Here is a 17,650-nt window from a genome sequence, read left to right as displayed (position 1 = left end):
CGACGCTTCCGCATCCTCAACATCGTCGACGACGTCACCAAGGAATGCCTGGGCGCCATTCCGGAGACGTCGATCTCGGGGCGGCGCGTGGCCCGCGAACTCACGGCAATCATCGAGCGACGCCGCAAGCCAGGAATGATCGTGTCCGACCATGGCACCGAGTTCACCTGCAACGCCATGCTGGCTTGGTGCAAGGACGCAGCCATCGATTGGCACTTCATCGCACCGGGAAAGCCCATGCAGAATGGCTTCGTCGAGAGTTTCAACGGCCGGATGCGCGATGAGCTACTCAACGAGACTCTGTTCTTCGATCTCGACGACGCCCGCACCAAGATCACCAAGTGGGTCGCCGACTACAATCACCAGCGTCCACACTCGTCGTTGAAATACCTGACCCCCGCGGCCTACGCCGCCCACCTCACCGGCAACGGACGATCGGCTGCGCAACCCCGACCAGCTCCGCCGATCGTCCGTTGCTCCACCCGCGCCACTTGGCGTACAAAACTCCGAGACTCTAACTGCCGCTGGATGAAAATTCAGTGGCAGGTCAGTGCCAGGCGACGCGGCTCTGATCTGCCCATGTCAGGATGGCGTTGCTGGTGAGTTCGGTGCCGTTGTCGCTGACCACCGTCTTGGGCTTGCCGCGCTCCATCACCAGCCGGTCCAGCTCCCGCGCCACTCGGGTACCGGAGAGTGAGGTGTCGGCCACCAGCGCCAGGCACTCGCGGGTGCAATCATCGATGACGGTGAGGATACGGAAGCGGCGGCCGTCGGTGAGTTGATCCGACACGAAGTCGAGCGACCAGCGGTCGTTCGGCGCCATCGCCACCGTCATCGGCGCCCGGGTCCCGATCGCCCGCTTGCGGCCGCCACGGCGGCGCACCGCGAGCCTCTCTTCCCGGTACAGCCGGAACAGCTTCTTGTGGTTGACCAGATAGCCCTCCCGCTTGAGCAGCACATGCAGGCGCCGATAGCCGAAACGACGACGTTCCTGGGCGATTGCCCGCATGCGCTGGCGAAGGCCGGCTTCGTCCGCCCGGGTCGTTTGGTATCTCATGGTCATGCGGCAGCAGCCGATGGCTTTACACGCCCGCCGTTCGCTCATCCCGAACGCGCCTCGGAGATGGGCGACAGCTTTCCGCTTGGCCGCGGGCGTCACCATTTCTTTCCCACGAGGTCCTTCAAGGCGGCGTTGTCCAGCATGGCGTCGGCCAAAAGGCGCTTCAGCCGTGTGTTCTCGTCCTCCAGGGTCTTCAGCCGCTTGGCCTCCGAGACCTCCATCCCACCGAACTTGGCTTTCCATTTGTAGATGCTGGCGTCGCTGACGCCATGCTTGCGGCACAGATCGCCGACCGACACGCCGGCCTCATGCTCCTTCAAAATCCCGATGATCTGCTCTTCCGAAAAGCGGCTGCGTTTCATGCTCTGGTCCTTGTTGTGGGCCAGAACGAACTTCAAACTGGATTAAGCCCGTGGGGCAAGGTCAAAAGCTCTACAAAGACCAACACAGGTCAGTCGGCGACCCGGATCGGCGACACTCATCATGTTCAAGACGTTCACAGAGGAACGTTCTGTTTCTCACTGAACTTCGGGGGCTAGTCGCGATAGAAACCTGCGATCCCAGTGGTTCTACTCTCTCTGAGGACGAGATCGACCAAAGCATTCGTGGCGCGCTGCTGACGTTAGAGCAGGCTAGCGATGTTCTAGATATTGCGGCGGAAGGCTCCGCACTCTTTTGCGTAGCAAACATTGATCCGCCCTGGGGACGTTTGTTAAGTCCCCAGGGAACGATACGTAGACGAATTAGATCTTAGCTGTCGCGGCACGCCAATAGGTGAGTATTAGAACCTCAAGATCGCACCCGTCAGGAAGGTAGTTGTGGACGGGTTATCGTAACCGGCGGAGAAGCCTCCGCTGAGCTTCGACCAAACAACACCACCATAAACATCCCAGTGTTTATCGAAAGAATAAACGGCAGAGAGGGACGCGGTTTCATAGGCACCCGAGCAGTACGAGTGGGAATTGTTGGAGCATGGTGTGGCAGTAGCATTCGCCTGGTAGTAGCCTTGCATTGCACGGTAGTATGCCGCTGAGACTGCCCAGCCGCCAATTTCATACTTCGCACCAATCCAGGCAAACCCAACATTCTTGTGGTCAAAGGAATAGGCGGTGTTATTGACCGCACCGAACATGTAGCCGCCGACTGTGGTATCCCCGATAGATAGTGGGTCGGACGGATTCGAATATGTGATATTCTGGTAGCCCGCGTAGAATGTGAGCCTGTTGAGAGGAGCTCCCTTGGCACCGCCAGTAAAATCATAGGCATACTTGCCCATGAGAGCCCACGCATCAGTATTCTGTCCGGTGACAGTAAGAGTACCGCAGCTCGGCGTGCCGGCCACACCGCATCCACCAACCCCGAAGAGACCAGCTCTCACGGCGTCGCGCTCTGCGGTATATACCGCGTCGACATACAGGCCCTGCCAGTTAAAACCGAAGTTAGCTGCATAGGAATCGCCATGGAGAGACGAGCCCTGGTGCTGCCCCTGGGCGAACATGGCGCCAGCGTGAAGAAACTCATTCGTATAGACGTATTTGACTGAATTGTTCCACCTGGCCGCTTCGGTAGCTCCCGCGCCAGCGGAAAATCCCGTCGCCCAAAATATCGCCGAGAAGTCGGCGATATTAACCGCGTCGAAACCCCAGATCGAATCCGCGGCGAGCGAATTATTTCGGCCAACCTGCAGCTGCCCGTAGGTTTTGTTGCTTACTCCGACCCAGACTTGGCGGGTGAGCCCACCGCATTGGTTCGAGTCCCCGCTTGTGGTTTGCTGGCTGTTCGGCTTGCCATTGTTGTCGAGGAGAGTCTTGCAGCCGTCATTAATTTGGCCGGTCAGCGGACTGAAGCCGGTTTCAACCCGGCCGATCGCTTTCCAGTCATATCCGAGGGGTTCCTCGATCCTGAGACCGACGAATGAATAGCCTTGCGTATTTATAGTCGAAATTGGTCCTCGTCCGGGAGGGCTCGCGAAGACGTTCGCATTCACGCCCGCAAAGTAGTTGCCGATCGGAGCAGCATTGTCCGAATAGGCGTATCCAAGATCTAGCGCGCCATAAAGCGTGATGCCGTTCCAAGTCAGCGTATCAGGAATTGGGTTCTTTAGAGCTGGCGCTTTCAGGACCTCGCCCAAATCCGCCGCCTGCGCAGTGACCGTCAAGCCAGCAATGGCCAGCCCTAAAATTACGCCGTTTGCAACCCGTCTCTCAATGGCCGTCATACGCCCCCCTTCATCGCAAGTTAATAAAACCAGGTACATAGTGCTGAGTAACGTTCTTCTGGTCGGATCACGTCATGACAGCACCCATCGTTGTGATTTTGAACAGCACTATTGGCCTAGCCTCGTCATGGATCCCGCGCAGGTCCTCTTCCAAACCCGGTATTAGAGTCCGCGACTACCCATCATCTTGAGACAACCCAGACAGCGAGCTGTTGCTTCTCGACGGCGCGGCAGGGCTCATCCCGTGACAAGCCCGTGAAGCCTAGCCGACTGCATCTGCTTGGAGGCTCGCAAACTTTGTACGTAGCGGACCGCGGAAACTAATCTGCACTGGCAACGTGCTATATTTGCATCACGAGCGTCCGTATCGTGCATTGGCGTTAGCTATCAGAAGGACGCATACGCTGATACGATCTACTACTGGTCGCACGGATCGTGCTTCGTCCGAAACTTGAGAGAACGTCAGCTCCGTTCTTCGACGCTATGAGCAGATCTACCAATGATGCAGCGAGTGGGTAGTAGTTCAGGACGGCGCGGCGCGCGACCAGGGGGAATGCAATCTGCTACGCCTCGAAGAGGTGTATTCGCGGCGACCAATATGTCGCGTGAGGAGATTCTACCTCGTTCGGAGACAGGCCAATCATAACTCGATCGTCGCGGAGAACTGGAGATTTGGCGATGCGAGCGCATCTATTCGCCCAACGAAACGGTATCGATCTCAGCGGCGCAGATGGCCTATTTGCTCAAGGGCATCGACTGGCGGAATCAACAGCTGAGCTGGCGACTGAAAAGCGCGGGCTGAGCGAAGAAGTCTGCGGTTGCAGTCGTTGGGGGAGTCACATCGGGTCCAATCTGTGATTCAGTGCGTCGCCTGACGACCGCGACGCCGTTCCAGATGACCTTGCCGCCCCGGATAAGGGGGCTGACAGGAGCGCGCCAAGGGTTTGGAGATCGCGGCCGAACTCGCGATCGCCCGCGCGAATGCGTAGGAAGACGCGCTGATTGCACAGCAGAAGCTGCAGATCGCCAAACTGAAGCACCAGATCATGGCTGACCGACAGAGCGTTCGGCGCGGCTGATCGAGCAGTTGGCAGGCGCGGGCCGACGCCACCGGCCAGATGAACTTCCCACGGCCAAGGCGCTTAGCGTTGAGCAAGATGCCCAGCCCATCCTGCCAACGAATCTTGGCCAGATCACGCGCGGTAGCCCCGGAAGATGTAGAGGTCGCCGTCAAGGGATAGCGCTTCAAGCTCTGCTGAACCGTAAGAGCCAGGCTTTACATGCCGCGGCGCATGTCGGTGTGGCTAGGGGCGATCCAAACTCCGACGCCGCTCGGCGTCGGGATCGTCCAACAGTTCAAGAACCCGCCGCAGCGCTTCACCATCTACGTCCCGGTCAACGTGCACGCGACAGCCATCGCCAAGCTCAATCTCGATGATTCCGGCCCTCACGCGCTGCGCAGGGGCGAAGACGCCGGTTGTGGCGTGCTGATCGATAGCGGTGCCGGCGCAGGTGTGTCCTCGACAGGACCAAGAGATCCCACGGCATCACCGCCCGATGGCCCTGGCGCGCTTGCCGGCGCCAAGTGAACAGCAGACTCTGTGCCGCGCCAACCCACAAACAGTCTCGCCCGCCCGCACGGTCTCCTCGACGAAGCGAACCTTCTAGTCGTACTCTAGCTGCGCCGGCGTACGACGCCCCATACCTTCACCTGCTTTCGCAAGGGTCAGGCCCCCCTGAGGCAGCTTGTCAACCGAACAAGGCAGCCGCCACCGGAGTGATACGCTTGATCCACCCCACGTCTTTATCGACGATACCTGAGCCAAAACGAACATGACTTGCACCCTGGCAGCACTTGGGTAGCGAGCGGCCCGTCGAAGGCTCCACATGGCCGCTGGCGGACGCTGACCTTCCTTGCTGCGCTGCGCCACGACGGGGTCGACGCTCAATGCGTGATCGACGGACCGATCAACGGCGAAAGCTTCCTGGCCTAGGTCGAGCAGGTGCTGGTGCCAGCGCTCAAGCCCGGCGACGTTGTCATCATCGGCAACCCCGGCCGTCACAAAGGAAAGTCCGTCCGGCGCGCCATTAGCGCCGCCGCTAGCGCAAAGTTGTTCTGCCTGCCGCCCTATTGTCTCGACCTCAATCCGATCGAGCAGACTTTTGCCAGGCTCAAAGACCCTGCGTCGAAAGGCCACCGGCCGAACCGTCGAGGCAACCTGGAAACGCGTCGGCGCTCTGTTCGCCTGCTTCACGCCGCAGGAGCGCGCCCCAACTTCGCCAACGCAGAATACGCTTACACGTGAGGCGGCCACGCTATTGGCTTAGTAAACTGCAATCAGGTTCTCAGACGACAACCTTGAGAGCGGTAGGGCTCTAGGCAGTAGCTGGTCGACTTCTGGACGTCGGATAATGATTCAAGGACTGCTAGAGCGGGCGTTCTTTTGGTGAAATTATTAACTCAGAAGAGGCATAAGCGTCAGAAATAAGCTTGTAGCAGCCACACGCCTTTTGTTCGAGAGCCTTACGCTCATCTATCTGCAAGACGCCGCGTGTTTTACGAAGTAACCTTTGTTGTTGGAATCGGGTTAGTGTTTCTGTTACGCTCGCGCGGCGCAGTCCTAGGAGAGAAGAAAGGTAGCCGTGAGTGACTGGAAGTACGTGAGCGCCGAAAGCATCACTCGCCAGACAAAGCCAGGTAGCGAGCCTCTTTTCGCGATCGTGCCGAACCCCGCATAATCCCGTCTGAGCGCAATGCAGGCTCAGTGCTTGAACATACCGAGAAAGTTGTTCTCGGATTTGGGGACATTCGGCCATGACGCTGCGTAGATCCTCGACAGGAATCCGATAAGCGGTTCCCGTAAAGAGCACTACAGATTGGTGCGTCGAAAGGTGCGCTCCCAGCAGGAGCGAAGCCCCGATTACCCCCCGATGGCCTATAACTGCAGTTTCAAGGATGCTCCCCGCACCGACAATCCTTAAGGATACGAGCCCCGATTCGATAAAGTAGACGTACTCAAGATGGCCCCTCGGGTCTTGCAGAATCATCCTTTCTCTCAGGACGATGGGCTCAAGAAACTGAGCTATTGCCGCGCGGTCTTGCAGAGAAAATCTTGCCAAAATCGCATTTTTCAAAGGCCAAGCATTGCGACGCGTCGCGTCGGACAGGTGGTGCATCGGCGGCGTGACGTATACCGGATCGAGAGCCGAGCGAGCTGAGCCGTCATGCGGTTCGAGGACTGCGGGTACCTGCTGCTGGGTCATGTGCGGTCCGCCTCTTGGCGACGGATCTATGATCCGGCGCCGGCATGGAAATTGACCCCAGAATGTAGCGGGATTCCGATCTGATTTAATGCAGTGAGCCGCGCGTTGGCGCGGAAATACCGCGCTTCCAAGGGCTCTTTCGATGATTTTCGACGAGGCACACGTCGAGATTGATATCGGAGGCCTAGCGGGAGGCGCGGTCGTGTCCCCAGTGATGGTGTAGCTCGGTAGAGCGAAGCCGTCCGCACGCGCGCCCTCAGATAGCGCCGTAGCGGGCGGACGGCTTTGCGGTGGTCACCGGCAGTTCGCCGGTAGGGTTGGGTTGCTGACACCAACCTGATTCGAGGAACCACCGATGACCGACGAGATGATGAACCTTCGCGCGCTCCTGGAGAAGGCCCCAGACGCCGATCTGCTTCGCGAGATGATTGGCTTTGCCGCCCAGCGATTGATGGAGCTGGAGGTCGCCGGGCTGACCGGAGCGGCCTACGGCGAGAAGAATGCCGAGCGCCTTGCCCAGCGTAACGGCTACCGTGACCGGACCTGGGAGACGCGCCGGCGCGGTCGAGCTGCGCATTCCCAAGCTGCGCAAAGGAAGCTACTTCCCGGGCTTCCTGGAGCCGCGTCGGATGGCCGAAAAGGCGCACACCGCGGTGGTGCAGGAAGCCTATGTGCAGGGCGTCTCGACCCGATCAGTCGATGATCTGGTCCAGGCTATGGGCATGACTGGCATCTCCAAGAGCCAGGTGAGCCGACTGTGTGCCGAGATCGACGACAAGGTGAAGGCCTTCCTCGCCCGCCCGATCGAGGGTGACTGGCTGTATCTGTGGATCGACGCCACCTACGTGAAGGTGCGCCAGAATGGCCGGATCGTCTCGGTCGCGGTGATCATCGCGGTCGGCGTCAATAGCGACGGCCGGCGTGAAGTTCTCGGCATGGACATCGGTCCCTCGGAGGCCGAGACGTTCTGGACCGCGTTCTTGCGCAAGCTCGCTCGGCGCGGGCTTCGTGGCGTCAAGCTCGTGATCTCCGATGCGCATGAGGGCATCAAGGCCGCCGTCAGCAAGGTGCTCAACACCGCCTGGCAACGCTGCCGCGTCCACTTCATGCGCAACGTCCTGGCCCATGCCGGCAAGAGCGGAAGACGCGTCGTCTCCGCCTTCATCGCCACCGCCTTTGCCCAGGACGATGCCGAAGCGGCCAGGGCTCAGTGGCGCAAGGTCGCCGACCAGCTCCGTCCCAAACTGCCAAAGCTCGCCGCCTTCATGGATGAGGCCGAGCCAGACGTGCTCGCCTATATGAGCTTCCCGCCTCAGCACCGTGCCAAGCTGCATTCGACCAATCCGATCGAGCGCCTCAACGGCGAGATCAAGCGGCGGACCGAGGTGGTTGGCATCTTCCCAAATGAAGACGCCATCGTTCGCCTGGTCGGCGCGATCCTGCTCGAGCAGAACGACGAGTGGGCGGTTCAGCGGGCCCGCTACATGACGCTGGAAACCAGCGCCGTTGAGCGATGATCCCATCGTCGGCTTGCCCGCCGTGGCAGGCTGATGCCTTCCGNTCCGACCCGCCGGAAAATCGGCGGTGACCTGCCGTCAGCTACACCACGCCACGGGACACGATCGGAGGCAATCCTTGATTCTGCCAAGCATGATTACGGCAGTCGATGTCCTTACAATGTAATCGAGTGGTTGAAAACCACAAATGCCTTCATCGGGTTCGATTTGGTTGGCGCCTGATGGTCGTCCGCTCAGCGGCGGGATCGTCGTCTCGTCCAGCCCACCTTCGCACCGAGTGGCGCATGCCGTCGACTAAGGTTTCTAGCGTCCTCACTCACTGATCATGGCGCCAGTTCGACTACGGTGTCGGCCGCGAAGGCGCCCTACCCGCCTGGCGCCGCCTGCTGTTGAACTGGCGAAGAGATTTGGGATGTGCGGAGCGTAGCTGGAAAACAATTCTCGAACTCAGATTCAGACGAGCTTCGGTGCCGATTGCCCGAAAAGTTTGTATTCTCCGTGCTGAGGCGAAAATTGCGGCTCTGGAAGGCCATATATTGCGGAAATTCAGCTTTGATCGGCTGTAACATCGCAAAAGAGCACTAAGCGGCTCGGCGCAAAAAGCTGTTTCTTGGAGCTGGTTCGAGATGAAGATTGTGACAGTTCGTGACCGCAGTCTGAGCTCGGCGCGGTGTAATGCCCCGAAGCTTCGGCTACAATCGCCGGTCTTCAGCTCAACGCCTCTCCGTAACCGCATGTGATGAGCTCAGGAGGATGGCGCTCGATCGCAACTGCTCGTGACCCGCGCTTCTTCAGATGGAAGAGGCAGCCCTGGCTGGTCGACACAAAGCGTTAGACTAGCGCGAACGGTGAACCAAGAATTTCTAATCTATCAAACCGGATGGAGCTAAGACAATGACGATCAGCAAAGGACCGCAGCTGTTTCCACGAGCAGAATATCTTCGCAGGCTCGCCGCAGTGAAAGCAGAAATGGCTCAACGCGACATTGATGCCCTTGTCGTAACAAGTCCTTCGAACATAACCTACCTTTCGGGCCACACTGCCTATACATCGTACGTCCCCCAAGGCCTTGTTGTCTCGATGCACGAAGAGGAGCCGACGTTCATCATGCGTCGGATGGACGCGCCGGCAGCGATCCATGAGTCATTTCTCGACCGCAATAACGTGATCGGCTATCCAGAAAACCTGATCGCTAATCCTGAGAAGGACGGCTACGACCTAGTCATCGATTTTCTGCACGACCGTGGCCTCGCGAACCGCGGCGTGGGCCTCGAGCCGGGTTTCCTGACGCTTAGACAGTTTGGGCGGAGCCAAGACAAGTTCGCGGCAAGACTGCCAAAAGCTAGGATTGTGGATTGCTCCAAAGCAATAGACTGGATCCGGCTCGTTAAGTCCGATCTGGAGATAGAAGTCATGCGGCAAGCGGCCGCAATCGCTGATGCGGCAATCACGCGTGCGGCAGAAGTGATACGCCCTGGCGTGCGCGAAGCTGACGCGGCAGCCGAGGTCATTGGAACGCTAATCCGCGGTGCCAACGGCAAACCCGGAACAGCTATTGCGCCCTATTGCATGTGCTCCTCGCCGCGCACAGGCACGGCCCACATTCGATGGAGCGACGACGTCTTTCGTGATGGTTCGCAGGTCAATCTCGAAGTAGGCGGCGTTCGCCATGGGTACACCGCTGCGCTGATGCGCACTTACGTAATCGGCAAGCCTTCCGACCGTCTGCGTCGTCTGCATGAAGCGGAGGTCGCGGGCCTGGAGGCTGCGCTGAACACGGTCCGGCCCGGAGCGACCTGTAGTGACGTCGCGAACGCCTTCTACCGCACACTTGAGAAGCAGGGTTTCACCAAGGAATCGCGATGTGGATACGCGATCGGCATTGATTGGACAGAGCCGACTGCGAGCCTGAGGGATGGCGATATGACGGTGCTTAAGCCAAATATGACCTTCCATGTGATGCTGGGCAACTGGGTCGAAGAGGATTTCGGTTACGCAATCAGCGAGACATTCCGCGTTACCGACAATGGCATTGAAGTCTTGACGACCGTACCAAGGAAGCTTTTCCAACTTTAGATTGGAACGCGCGCCGGCCGTCTCGCCTGAACGGGGCCGCACCACGGCCTGGGCGGCCGGCGACCTCGAACACCGGTCTGGCCCTCGTGAGACGGCTCGGTGCGGCGGGGCCGTGGCGTATGAAGGCGGGTGTGGTCAGCTTGACCAACGCGCCCGAGGTGTGCCTGACTTGGCATCTGGCTTCGTCATCAGCTGCCTGGAGCGCTCTACCCTGGAATGCGCATGGCCGATACTGTCGACTGGGCCCCAGTCAAGCGCGTGTGCTCGCCCCAGGATGTACCCAAGAACATCGGTTCTTGGGTCCTAAAAGCGGCGCGGTGCGGCTCGCTACCACTGAAGCACTTGGCGCCAACTGGCTAGGCCCGCGGCTGGTCGACTTCCAATCGGAGCACCCGCAATTACGGATCGATCTCCAGCGCTCCGAAAGGTCGGCGGATATACATTGGGGCGAAGCTGATATTTCTATTCAGATTAGCTGGTCGACCAACCCAGACGCCAAGATCATGCGCATTTGCAGGATGCATGCGAACCGACTGCTTCCCCATCGCATATCGCCAAGCTCGAGATGCCGAGAACAACCGCTGAACTGCGGGACCATCGTCTGGCGTTTCAGTGCGAGATCGAGGAGATCGTTTCCGGGTTGCTTCCGCCGGACGTCAAGCTCCGCGATATAGCCATGTTCAGCACGAACAGCAGCACAGCCCTGCTCTGCACAGTTATCAACGGAGCTGGAATAGGGCTCCAAGCTACATGCATGTACTCTTTCCGGGCATGCTACCCTTGGAGATCGATGCGATCTTCCCGCTCGACATCTGCCTGACCTATCATCCCGACCTCTCCCGCGTCGTCCGCGTTCGATGCGCGCTCGACTGGGTTGTTGAAACCCTCACCCCCAGGGTCTTCCCGTGGTTCCGGGAAGAATTCATTCCTCCGAAGGACCTCCCGGCCCTCTCTACAAAGGGCCGCCGCTCTCGATCCTTCGCCGCGTGGACAGGCCGACACCGAGGGCACAATCAAGCGTCGGGAAGGAAAGGTTCGGCGCAGCTGATGAAAAGTACGCCTGTGAGCCGATGCCGATCGAGCCTATGAACTCCTCAGGAACTCACCAGATCGAGTACGTACCTGACCGCGAGCTCCGTCGTCGGAATGAGCAGATCATCGGCGACGGCGAATGTCGGCGTATGCACCAATGATTCGTTGCCGGCTATGCGGGTACCGAACCAGAAATAAAGCGACGGCACGCAAGCTGCGTAGAAGCCGAAGTCATCGCTACCTGCAGCTCGCTTTTTCGCGGTCAATGCATCGCGGCCGAGCGTGTCATGAACAACTTTCCGGAAACGCCTCACCATTTCGCCATCGTTGACGACCGGGGGCTCGCCTGTGCGGATACTGCATTCGGCATGGCCGCGATGCATCGCAGCGACGCCTTCTGCCACCTCGCGGACGCGCTGCGATAGCAACGCTCGCCGTTCCGGGCTGCGAGTCCTGATTGTTCCCTCCATGACGACGGACGGACAGATGATGTTGGTCGCCTCGCCGCCATGGAAGGTTCCGATCGTGACGACCGCGCCGTCATCGACCGGCATTTCGCGGGAGACGACTTTCTGTACCTCGTTCACGAAGGCGGCAGCGATGGTGATTGCGTCGACGCCATTATGCGGCGCCGCGCCATGGGCCATCTTACCAGTGATGTTGATCTTGAACTGATCTGCGGATTTGGTTATCGAGCCCTCGCAGGCGTCGAACACGCCAGCCGGAATATCTGGACTTACGTGGAAGCCGACGGCTCCGTCAAAGCCGTCCAGCAGCTGCTCTTCTTTCACCGTGCGGCCGCCGAGCGGCTCAGCCTCCTCGGCTGGCTGGAAGAATACACGCACCTTGCCCGAAAAATTGTCGCGCATGCGATGGAATGCGAGCGCCGTGCCGAGTGCGATCGATGCGTGCACATCATGACCGCAAGCATGCATGACGCCGTTGACTTGCGAACGATAGGGCAAATCCTGGCGCTCCTCCTGAATGGGGAGAGCATCAATATCGCCGCGAACGGCGATCGATCGCTTCGGACCGGAGGCGGCGCCTTCGATGTCGACATATAGACCCGTGTTGTGGAAAACCTTCGCACCGTCGAGGCCGAATCGCAGAAGCATGTTGCGAATGCGCTCCTGAGTCTTCCGTTCTGCGTTAGAGAGCTCAGGCTCGCTATGCATAGCATGGCGCAGCTCGATCACTGCTTCGCGCTCGGCATCCGAGAGAAAGCTGTTGGTGCGTGTGTTCATGTGGCTTGAACCTTCATTCCCGTCTCAGACTAATCTGGTCGTTCCTGCCCCTGAATGTGATCGTCGTTGCGGCCGAGGCGACCGCGAAGTCGGAGTCTCGGGAATCGACCTCGGCAAGACGCGGGCGACCGGAATGGCAGGCCGCCCTTTGGGGGTCATACTCGCTATCATAGCTTAAATAGAAGCAATTTTCCCTGATCTTCGGGCCGTGTTCGCGGAAATTGCGCGAGAAAAGCGACCAATGCGAAGCTTTAATGCGGGTCGGCATTCGCGGCTTGTAACATCGTTTACTTTTTTGCTCGGCGCGCGAGGATCTAATCTCGTCTATAACGTGGCCCAGGCAAGAGCAGCGCGGATCGCTCGAAGACACGAGCAAGACACCATCAAGCGCGCGCCATCTGCCGCGCCTTTATCAAGTCGGCGATCGACCTGAAATCCGAATGCGCCGGGTCACTCCGCGCGATCTCGGCTGCCGTTATCAGATGTATCGTATCCGGAGTTAACGGGAGAGACAAAACAACGAAATCGCAGAGCGGAAATGACTCACGTCCGGGTCTTTTCACTCTCAGTCCGAAGCGGCGATGGAGAACGCAAGTCCTGGCGCCGCTTTCGTTGTTCGAAATTACAAAGCCATCACCGCCGATGCGTCGGCCGGCTGCGCCGCTGCCGCGGAACGTCGGACGCCACGCTCATCGCGCCGGTGCCCCGGCCGCTAGAGACGCTGTGCGGCCCACATTCCGCGGCAGGCTTGAATCCTGGTTACGTTGCGCATCACGAAGGCGCGTGAGGACCTCGGAGCGGAATGGCTCAACCTTCCGACTTGCCGCGCCAACGTTGAGCTGCAGCTGCTCCGCTGTCGCTGCCAGCATTTGGTCGTGGTCGTCTATCATCTCTTGATGCAGCACGAAGCGCTTGGCGTCCAGATCGACGATACGCGTAGCGATCGTCAGGCTCGTTCCGGCAGGGATCTCGCGGACGTAGGTGATGTGGAAATCACCCGTAAAAACGGAATGGCCTTCCTTGATATAGGACAGGCCCAGCCCTAAGTCGTGGCAGGCAAGGTCGCCAGCATCGGAAAACACCTCGAAATGCCGGCGGGCGTTCATATGTCCGTTCGAGTCAAGCCAAGATGATCGAACTTGGCAGCGGTAGATGAACATTGATTCCTCGATGGCTTGCTCTGAGGCTCAGAGCTTAGGTTCTGGGCCCAAATCGTGGTCCCGAGTCGAGCGCGCCCGCGGGCGTCCGCCTGCAGCAGCATTTCCGGCCGTACCGGCGAATCGGCGCATTCAAATGGAAATGCGTCGTCTGTCCGTTTGAACATACCAATCAGAGTTTTTTGATCTCCTGCGTTCTTCTCTCGAATTGGCGTCATTTCTGCAAATTGCCTCTCTCTCTTGCAGATTTTCTGCTGACGCATTGTCGCGCGTTGAGGGGGCAGTGATTGCACTAGGGAAACGATGGGCGAGCCTCTCCCTAATGAAATTCGCGGTTTCAAGGCGGAAGGCTACGCGATCAGGCGAGCGGGAAGTTCGCACCGGAGCACGTGGGGTCAGGACGGGCGTTCACTCATTCGCGAGGGTTCGACCGCTCGAGCGTGGCGGCGAGAGCGCAGACCCTCCCCGCCCGCTCGTTGAGTTTACTTCGCAAGCCAAGCGGTAAAGCGTTGTGTCAGCTCATCGCCTTTCTCGGCCCAGAACGCGGCATCATCCCTTAAAGCGTTGGTCATATGGTCGGGCGCATTAGGAAGGTTGGGCAGGACCGCCGGATCCACAAGCGCCAGCGCAGCCTTGTTACTTGGCCCGTAAGGCATGAGATTCGAAAAATCAGCCTGTGGCTTGGGCAAACTCATATAGGCGAGGAGCTTGTAGGCAGCATCCCGGTGCGGGGTACCGGTCGGGATGACCCAGACTCCGACGTTCCACTGGAGGGTATCCCACATGATCTCGAAATGCTTGCCGGACTTCTTGACAGCATCGACGATGCGGGAGCTCAAGGCCGAGGCCATGACGACCTGACCATCTGCCAGGAGCTGCGGCGCCTGTGAGCTGGTCTGATACCAGATGATGTCCTTTTTGATCGTGTCGAGTTTCTTGAAAGCGCGGTCGACGCCCTCGGGGGTACTGAGGACCTTGTAGACGTCGTTGAGGGGGACGCCATCCGCTATTACGGCCCACTCGAGGTTTTCTAACGGCCGCCTTTGCAGTCCACGCTTGCCAGGGAATTTTTGAGTGTCGAAGACATCGGCAATGGTCTTCGGGCCATTCGTAAATTTGTCTTTGTCGTAGGCGACGATCTTGCCGGTTACTACCTCTGGCACGCCACAGTCCGACGTTCCACTCTCAATGAAAGTTGCTCGATCGACACCCAACTTCTTCCAGTCGATCGGCTCAACTGTGCCCTCGGCGCACAGTTGAGCCGCTAGACCGGGATCGAGGTCGACCACGTCCCAGCTGACACTCTTGGACTCGACCATGGCCCGGATCTTGGAGATCTCGCCATTGAACACATCCTCGTTGACCTTGATCCCTGTTTCCTTCGAGAAAGGTTCAAAAAAGGCCTTACGGTCGGCATCCTGCGCTGGCCCCCCAAACGAGGTAACCGTCAGCTGATCGCTAGCAAAGGCGGGTTTCGCCGGCGCGAGCCCTCCCACTGCCAAGCCGATTGCGGCGAGTGCACCGACGTTGATCAATAGTGTCTTACTCATCGTCTACCTTTCCTCTGTTGGTTCATGCCCTATCCAGGATGAGATCGGCGTCAGCAGAAGGACCGACCTCACCCAGCCGAAGTTTCGGCCCGTCGTCACGGGCACATCGAGCTCCCGACTATCCTCCGCTACTTCGCGAGCCAGGCGGTAAAGCGCTGGCGCAGATCATCGCCTTTGTCGGCCCAGAAGGCTGGATCGACCTGCAGAGCATTGGCCATGTGGTCAGGCGTGGTGGGCAGGTGTGGCAGGATCGCCGGATCGACATGCACAATCGCGTCCTTGTTGGCAGGCCCATAAGAGCTGTAGTTGGTCTGATTGGCCTGCGCCTGGGGTGAGCCGGCGAAGGCGATGAACTTGTAAGCGGCGTCTCGCCGCGGACCGCCATTGGGAATTGTCCAGACATTCATGCCGAGCTCCTGGGCGTCCCACACGATCTCGAAATGCTTGCCGGAGTTCTTGTTCGCATCATAGATCCGGCCATTACCGGCCGAGGTCATGATGACCTGACCATCAGCCAGGAGCTGCGGGGGCTGAGCATTGGTCTGCCACCAAAGGATGTCCTTCTTGATCGTGTCGAGCTTCTTGAAAGCGCGGTCGACCCCCTCGGAGGTATTGAGGACCTTGTAGACGTCCTTAAACTGCACCCCGTCCGCGATCAGCGCCCATTCGAGATTGCCGAAAGGGCTCCTCAGCAGTCCACGCTTGCCTGGGAATTTCTGCACGTCGAACAGATCGGCGATGGTCTTCGGGCCGTTCGGCAGCTTGTCCTTGTCATACGCAAGGACCGTGGCGTAGATCGTATTCGGCACGCCACAGTCGTACTTGTTGCCGTCTGTGAATCGGGTTCGGTCGAGGCCCAGCTTCTTCCAGTCGATCGTCTCGAGGACACCGTCGGCGCACAGTCGGATGGTCGCGTTCGCGTCTGCATCGACAACATCCCAGGTTACGCTCTTGGACTCGACCATGGCGCTGATTTTAGCGAACTCGCCATTGTACCCGTCTTCAGTGATCTTGACCCCTGCCTGCATGGCGTAAGGCTCGAAGAGCGCCTTGCGCTCGGCTGCCTGGTACGCCCCACCAAACGATGTAATGGTCAGCTGATCGCTAGCAAAGGCTGGTTCCGCTGGTGCGAGCCCTGCCGCTGCCAGGCCGATTGCGGCGAGTGCAGCGACGTTCGTCAAAGGTGTCTTGCTCATCGTCTGCCGTTCCTCTGGTCTGTTATGCCCCGCCCGGGATTCGGACGGGTCGGCAAAGGCCGACCTCATCCAAGCCGAGGTTTCGCCCCCTCGTCACGGCGCATCGAGCGCCCGACAATCTTCCGTCTTCCAGCCGACAGTGATCGCCGCGCCCGGCTCGAGCTGCACCAGGCCTTCGGAGTTAGGCAGCTTGATCACAAAATCATCATGGCCACACAGTGAGACGCGGGTGCGCACGTGGTCGCCCAAATAGATCACCTCCGCCACCTGCGCGCTGAAGACATTGGGCAGCGCGCCCGGCGTCGGATTCAGCTGCACTCGCTCCGGCCGCAACGACAGCACGGTCGGTCGACCAACCGCTTCAACGTTGATCGCCAGCGCCTGCACGTTGCTCCCACCCGCAATCTCCACGTTGCAGGTCGTGCCATTCATCGCCAGGACTTTGCCGTGCAGGCGATTGTTCTCGCCGATGAACTGCGCGACGAAGGCGTTCTGCGGACGCTCGTAGAGTTCGGCGGGCGCGGCAAGCTGCTGGATAATCCCGTCGTTGAACACCGCGATGCGGTCCGACATCGTCAGCGCCTCGCCCTGGTCATGCGTCACATAGACCACCGTGACGCCGAGATCCTCGTGGATATGCTTGATCTCGAGCTGCATCTGCTCGCGCAGCTGCTTGTCCAGCGCGCCGAGCGGCTCGTCCATCAGCACGAGCTTGGGATCGAACACGAGAGCGCGGGCAAGTGCGACGCGTTGCTGCTGGCCGCCAGAAAGCTGACCGGGCCGGCGCTTGCCATAGCTGCCGAGCCGGACCATGTCGAGCGCCCGTTTGATTCTGGCCTCGATCTCGGTCCTGCCGAGCTTGCGCACCTTAAGCGGGAACGCGAGATTCTCCTCCACGGTCATATGAGGAAAAAGCGCGTAGTTCTGGAACACCATGCCGATGTCACGCTTGTGCGGGGGCATCGCCTCAATCGAGCGCCCCCCCAGCAGGATTGAACCATGAGTGGGAACTTCGAAGCCGGCGAGCATCATGAGCGTTGTCGTCTTGCCAGAGCCGGACGGCCCGAGCATGGTCAAAAACTCCCCTGGAGCGATGTCAAGGTTCAGATTTTTTACGACCAACGTCTCCCCATCGTAGGTCTTCTGGACCTCGGAAAACTTCACAAAGGCCTTGTCTGTGCCTGGCATTGCCCCCCTCCCCGGCCCTCCTCCCGCAACCGCGCCGACCATCAGACTACCCTGCCCTTTTTTCACCACCCGCGACTTCTCGCGCGCCAAGCCAAGATCGTATGGATCGGCTTTCACGAAGCGTGTGCGGTTGATCAATTGACGCATT

The 17,650-nt window shown here is 59.3% G+C and carries 11 protein-coding genes and 5 pseudogenes; 7 read left to right on the top strand and 9 right to left on the bottom strand.

Annotated features, from left to right (window positions below; translation table 11 throughout):
* Positions 1-532 (top strand): annotated as a pseudogene (locus tag A5906_RS30590) (integrase core domain-containing protein); the annotation flags it as partial.
* 18 nt (positions 533-550) lie between these two features.
* Here A5906_RS30590 and A5906_RS30585 read toward each other — a convergent pair.
* Both A5906_RS30585 and A5906_RS30575 read right to left on the bottom strand, forming a co-directional pair.
* Positions 551-1,422, bottom strand: a pseudogene (locus A5906_RS30585) (IS3 family transposase); the annotation flags it as partial.
* A gap of 419 nt (positions 1,423-1,841) precedes the next feature.
* Positions 1,842-3,278 carry a porin gene (locus tag A5906_RS30575; RefSeq protein ID WP_080138918.1) on the bottom strand — a complete coding sequence of 479 codons (1,437 nt, stop codon included), beginning with the start codon at positions 3,276-3,278 and terminating at the stop codon, positions 1,842-1,844.
* 876 nt (positions 3,279-4,154) lie between these two features.
* On the opposite strand from A5906_RS30575, the pseudogene A5906_RS45340 reads away from it, so the two are divergent.
* A pseudogene (locus A5906_RS45340) lies at positions 4,155-4,371 on the top strand (IS66 family transposase); the annotation flags it as partial.
* Between the two features lie 24 nt (positions 4,372-4,395).
* On the opposite strand, the pseudogene A5906_RS46490 reads toward A5906_RS45340, so the two are convergent.
* Positions 4,396-4,512 (bottom strand): annotated as a pseudogene (locus tag A5906_RS46490) (hypothetical protein); the annotation flags it as partial.
* A gap of 46 nt (positions 4,513-4,558) precedes the next feature.
* On the opposite strand from A5906_RS46490, the gene A5906_RS30570 reads away from it, so the two are divergent.
* Positions 4,559-4,867 (top strand): hypothetical protein, encoded by a 309-nt coding sequence (locus A5906_RS30570; RefSeq protein WP_080138917.1) that lies wholly within the window; start codon positions 4,559-4,561, stop codon positions 4,865-4,867.
* 420 nt (positions 4,868-5,287) lie between these two features.
* Entirely contained in the window at positions 5,288-5,584 is a 297-nt protein-coding gene (locus A5906_RS46485; protein WP_161495455.1) for a transposase, read from the top strand.
* A gap of 121 nt (positions 5,585-5,705) precedes the next feature.
* Here A5906_RS46485 and A5906_RS30560 read toward each other — a convergent pair whose 3' ends face one another.
* Positions 5,706-6,542: a Crp/Fnr family transcriptional regulator gene (locus tag A5906_RS30560; RefSeq protein WP_080138915.1), complete on the bottom strand. Its 837-nt coding sequence runs from the start codon at positions 6,540-6,542 to the stop codon at positions 5,706-5,708.
* 355 nt (positions 6,543-6,897) lie between these two features.
* On the opposite strand from A5906_RS30560, the pseudogene A5906_RS30555 reads away from it, so the two are divergent.
* The 3 genes and pseudogenes from A5906_RS30555 to A5906_RS46480 all read left to right on the top strand — a co-directional run bounded on the left by A5906_RS30555 (position 6,898) and on the right by A5906_RS46480 (position 10,809).
* Positions 6,898-8,093 (top strand): annotated as a pseudogene (locus A5906_RS30555) (IS256 family transposase).
* An 860-nt stretch (positions 8,094-8,953) separates the two neighbouring features.
* Positions 8,954-10,135 carry a M24 family metallopeptidase gene (locus A5906_RS30550; RefSeq protein ID WP_080138914.1) on the top strand — a complete coding sequence of 394 codons (1,182 nt, stop codon included), beginning with the start codon at positions 8,954-8,956 and terminating at the stop codon, positions 10,133-10,135.
* Between the two features lie 119 nt (positions 10,136-10,254).
* Complete coding sequence (locus A5906_RS46480) at positions 10,255-10,809, top strand: LysR substrate-binding domain-containing protein (protein ID WP_080138913.1); 555 nt, start codon at positions 10,255-10,257, stop codon at positions 10,807-10,809.
* Between the two features lie 420 nt (positions 10,810-11,229).
* Here the strand turns inward: A5906_RS46480 and A5906_RS30540 are convergent, their stop codons facing one another.
* From A5906_RS30540 to A5906_RS30520, 5 genes are all read right to left on the bottom strand, one after another.
* On the bottom strand, positions 11,230-12,411 hold the full coding sequence (locus A5906_RS30540; RefSeq protein WP_080138912.1) for a M20 metallopeptidase family protein: 1,182 nt from the start codon (positions 12,409-12,411) through the stop codon (positions 11,230-11,232).
* A gap of 689 nt (positions 12,412-13,100) precedes the next feature.
* Positions 13,101-13,571, bottom strand: a complete 471-nt coding sequence (locus A5906_RS30535) for a thioesterase family protein (RefSeq protein ID WP_080138911.1) — start codon at positions 13,569-13,571, stop codon at positions 13,101-13,103.
* A 479-nt stretch (positions 13,572-14,050) separates the two neighbouring features.
* Complete coding sequence (locus A5906_RS30530) at positions 14,051-15,118, bottom strand: ABC transporter substrate-binding protein (protein ID WP_080138910.1); 1,068 nt, start codon at positions 15,116-15,118, stop codon at positions 14,051-14,053.
* Positions 15,119-15,246: 128 nt separating this feature from the next.
* Entirely contained in the window at positions 15,247-16,314 is a 1,068-nt protein-coding gene (locus tag A5906_RS30525; protein WP_080138909.1) for an ABC transporter substrate-binding protein, read from the bottom strand.
* A gap of 93 nt (positions 16,315-16,407) precedes the next feature.
* A complete protein-coding gene (locus A5906_RS30520) occupies positions 16,408-17,502 on the bottom strand; it encodes an ABC transporter ATP-binding protein (protein WP_080137604.1) in 1,095 nt (364 codons plus the stop codon).
* Positions 17,503-17,650 lie beyond the last annotated feature (148 nt).

The organism is Bradyrhizobium sacchari (assembly GCF_002068095.1).
GTDB classification, from domain to species: Bacteria; Pseudomonadota; Alphaproteobacteria; order Rhizobiales; family Xanthobacteraceae; genus Bradyrhizobium; species Bradyrhizobium sacchari.
The sequence above is the reverse complement of the archived record's forward strand: the minus strand, read 5'-3'. Positions and strand labels throughout refer to the sequence as shown.

Excerpts from the sequence above, each read along its gene's own strand:
- A5906_RS30530 (WP_080138910.1), bottom strand. The coding sequence starts at position 15,118 with ATGAGTAAGACACTATTGATCAACGTCGGTGCACTCGCCGCAATCGGC.
- A5906_RS30570 (WP_080138917.1), top strand. The coding sequence starts at position 4,559 with ATGCCGCGGCGCATGTCGGTGTGGCTAGGGGCGATCCAAACTCCGACG.
- A5906_RS46480 (WP_080138913.1), top strand. The coding sequence starts at position 10,255 with ATGAAGGCGGGTGTGGTCAGCTTGACCAACGCGCCCGAGGTGTGCCTG.
- A5906_RS30540 (WP_080138912.1), bottom strand. The coding sequence starts at position 12,411 with ATGAACACACGCACCAACAGCTTTCTCTCGGATGCCGAGCGCGAAGCA.
- A5906_RS30575 (WP_080138918.1), bottom strand. The coding sequence starts at position 3,278 with ATGACGGCCATTGAGAGACGGGTTGCAAACGGCGTAATTTTAGGGCTG.
- A5906_RS30550 (WP_080138914.1), top strand. The coding sequence starts at position 8,954 with ATGACGATCAGCAAAGGACCGCAGCTGTTTCCACGAGCAGAATATCTT.
- A5906_RS30520 (WP_080137604.1), bottom strand. The coding sequence starts at position 17,502 with ATGCCAGGCACAGACAAGGCCTTTGTGAAGTTTTCCGAGGTCCAGAAG.
- A5906_RS30535 (WP_080138911.1), bottom strand. The coding sequence starts at position 13,571 with ATGTTCATCTACCGCTGCCAAGTTCGATCATCTTGGCTTGACTCGAAC.
- A5906_RS30560 (WP_080138915.1), bottom strand. The coding sequence starts at position 6,542 with ATGACCCAGCAGCAGGTACCCGCAGTCCTCGAACCGCATGACGGCTCA.
- A5906_RS30525 (WP_080138909.1), bottom strand. The coding sequence starts at position 16,314 with ATGAGCAAGACACCTTTGACGAACGTCGCTGCACTCGCCGCAATCGGC.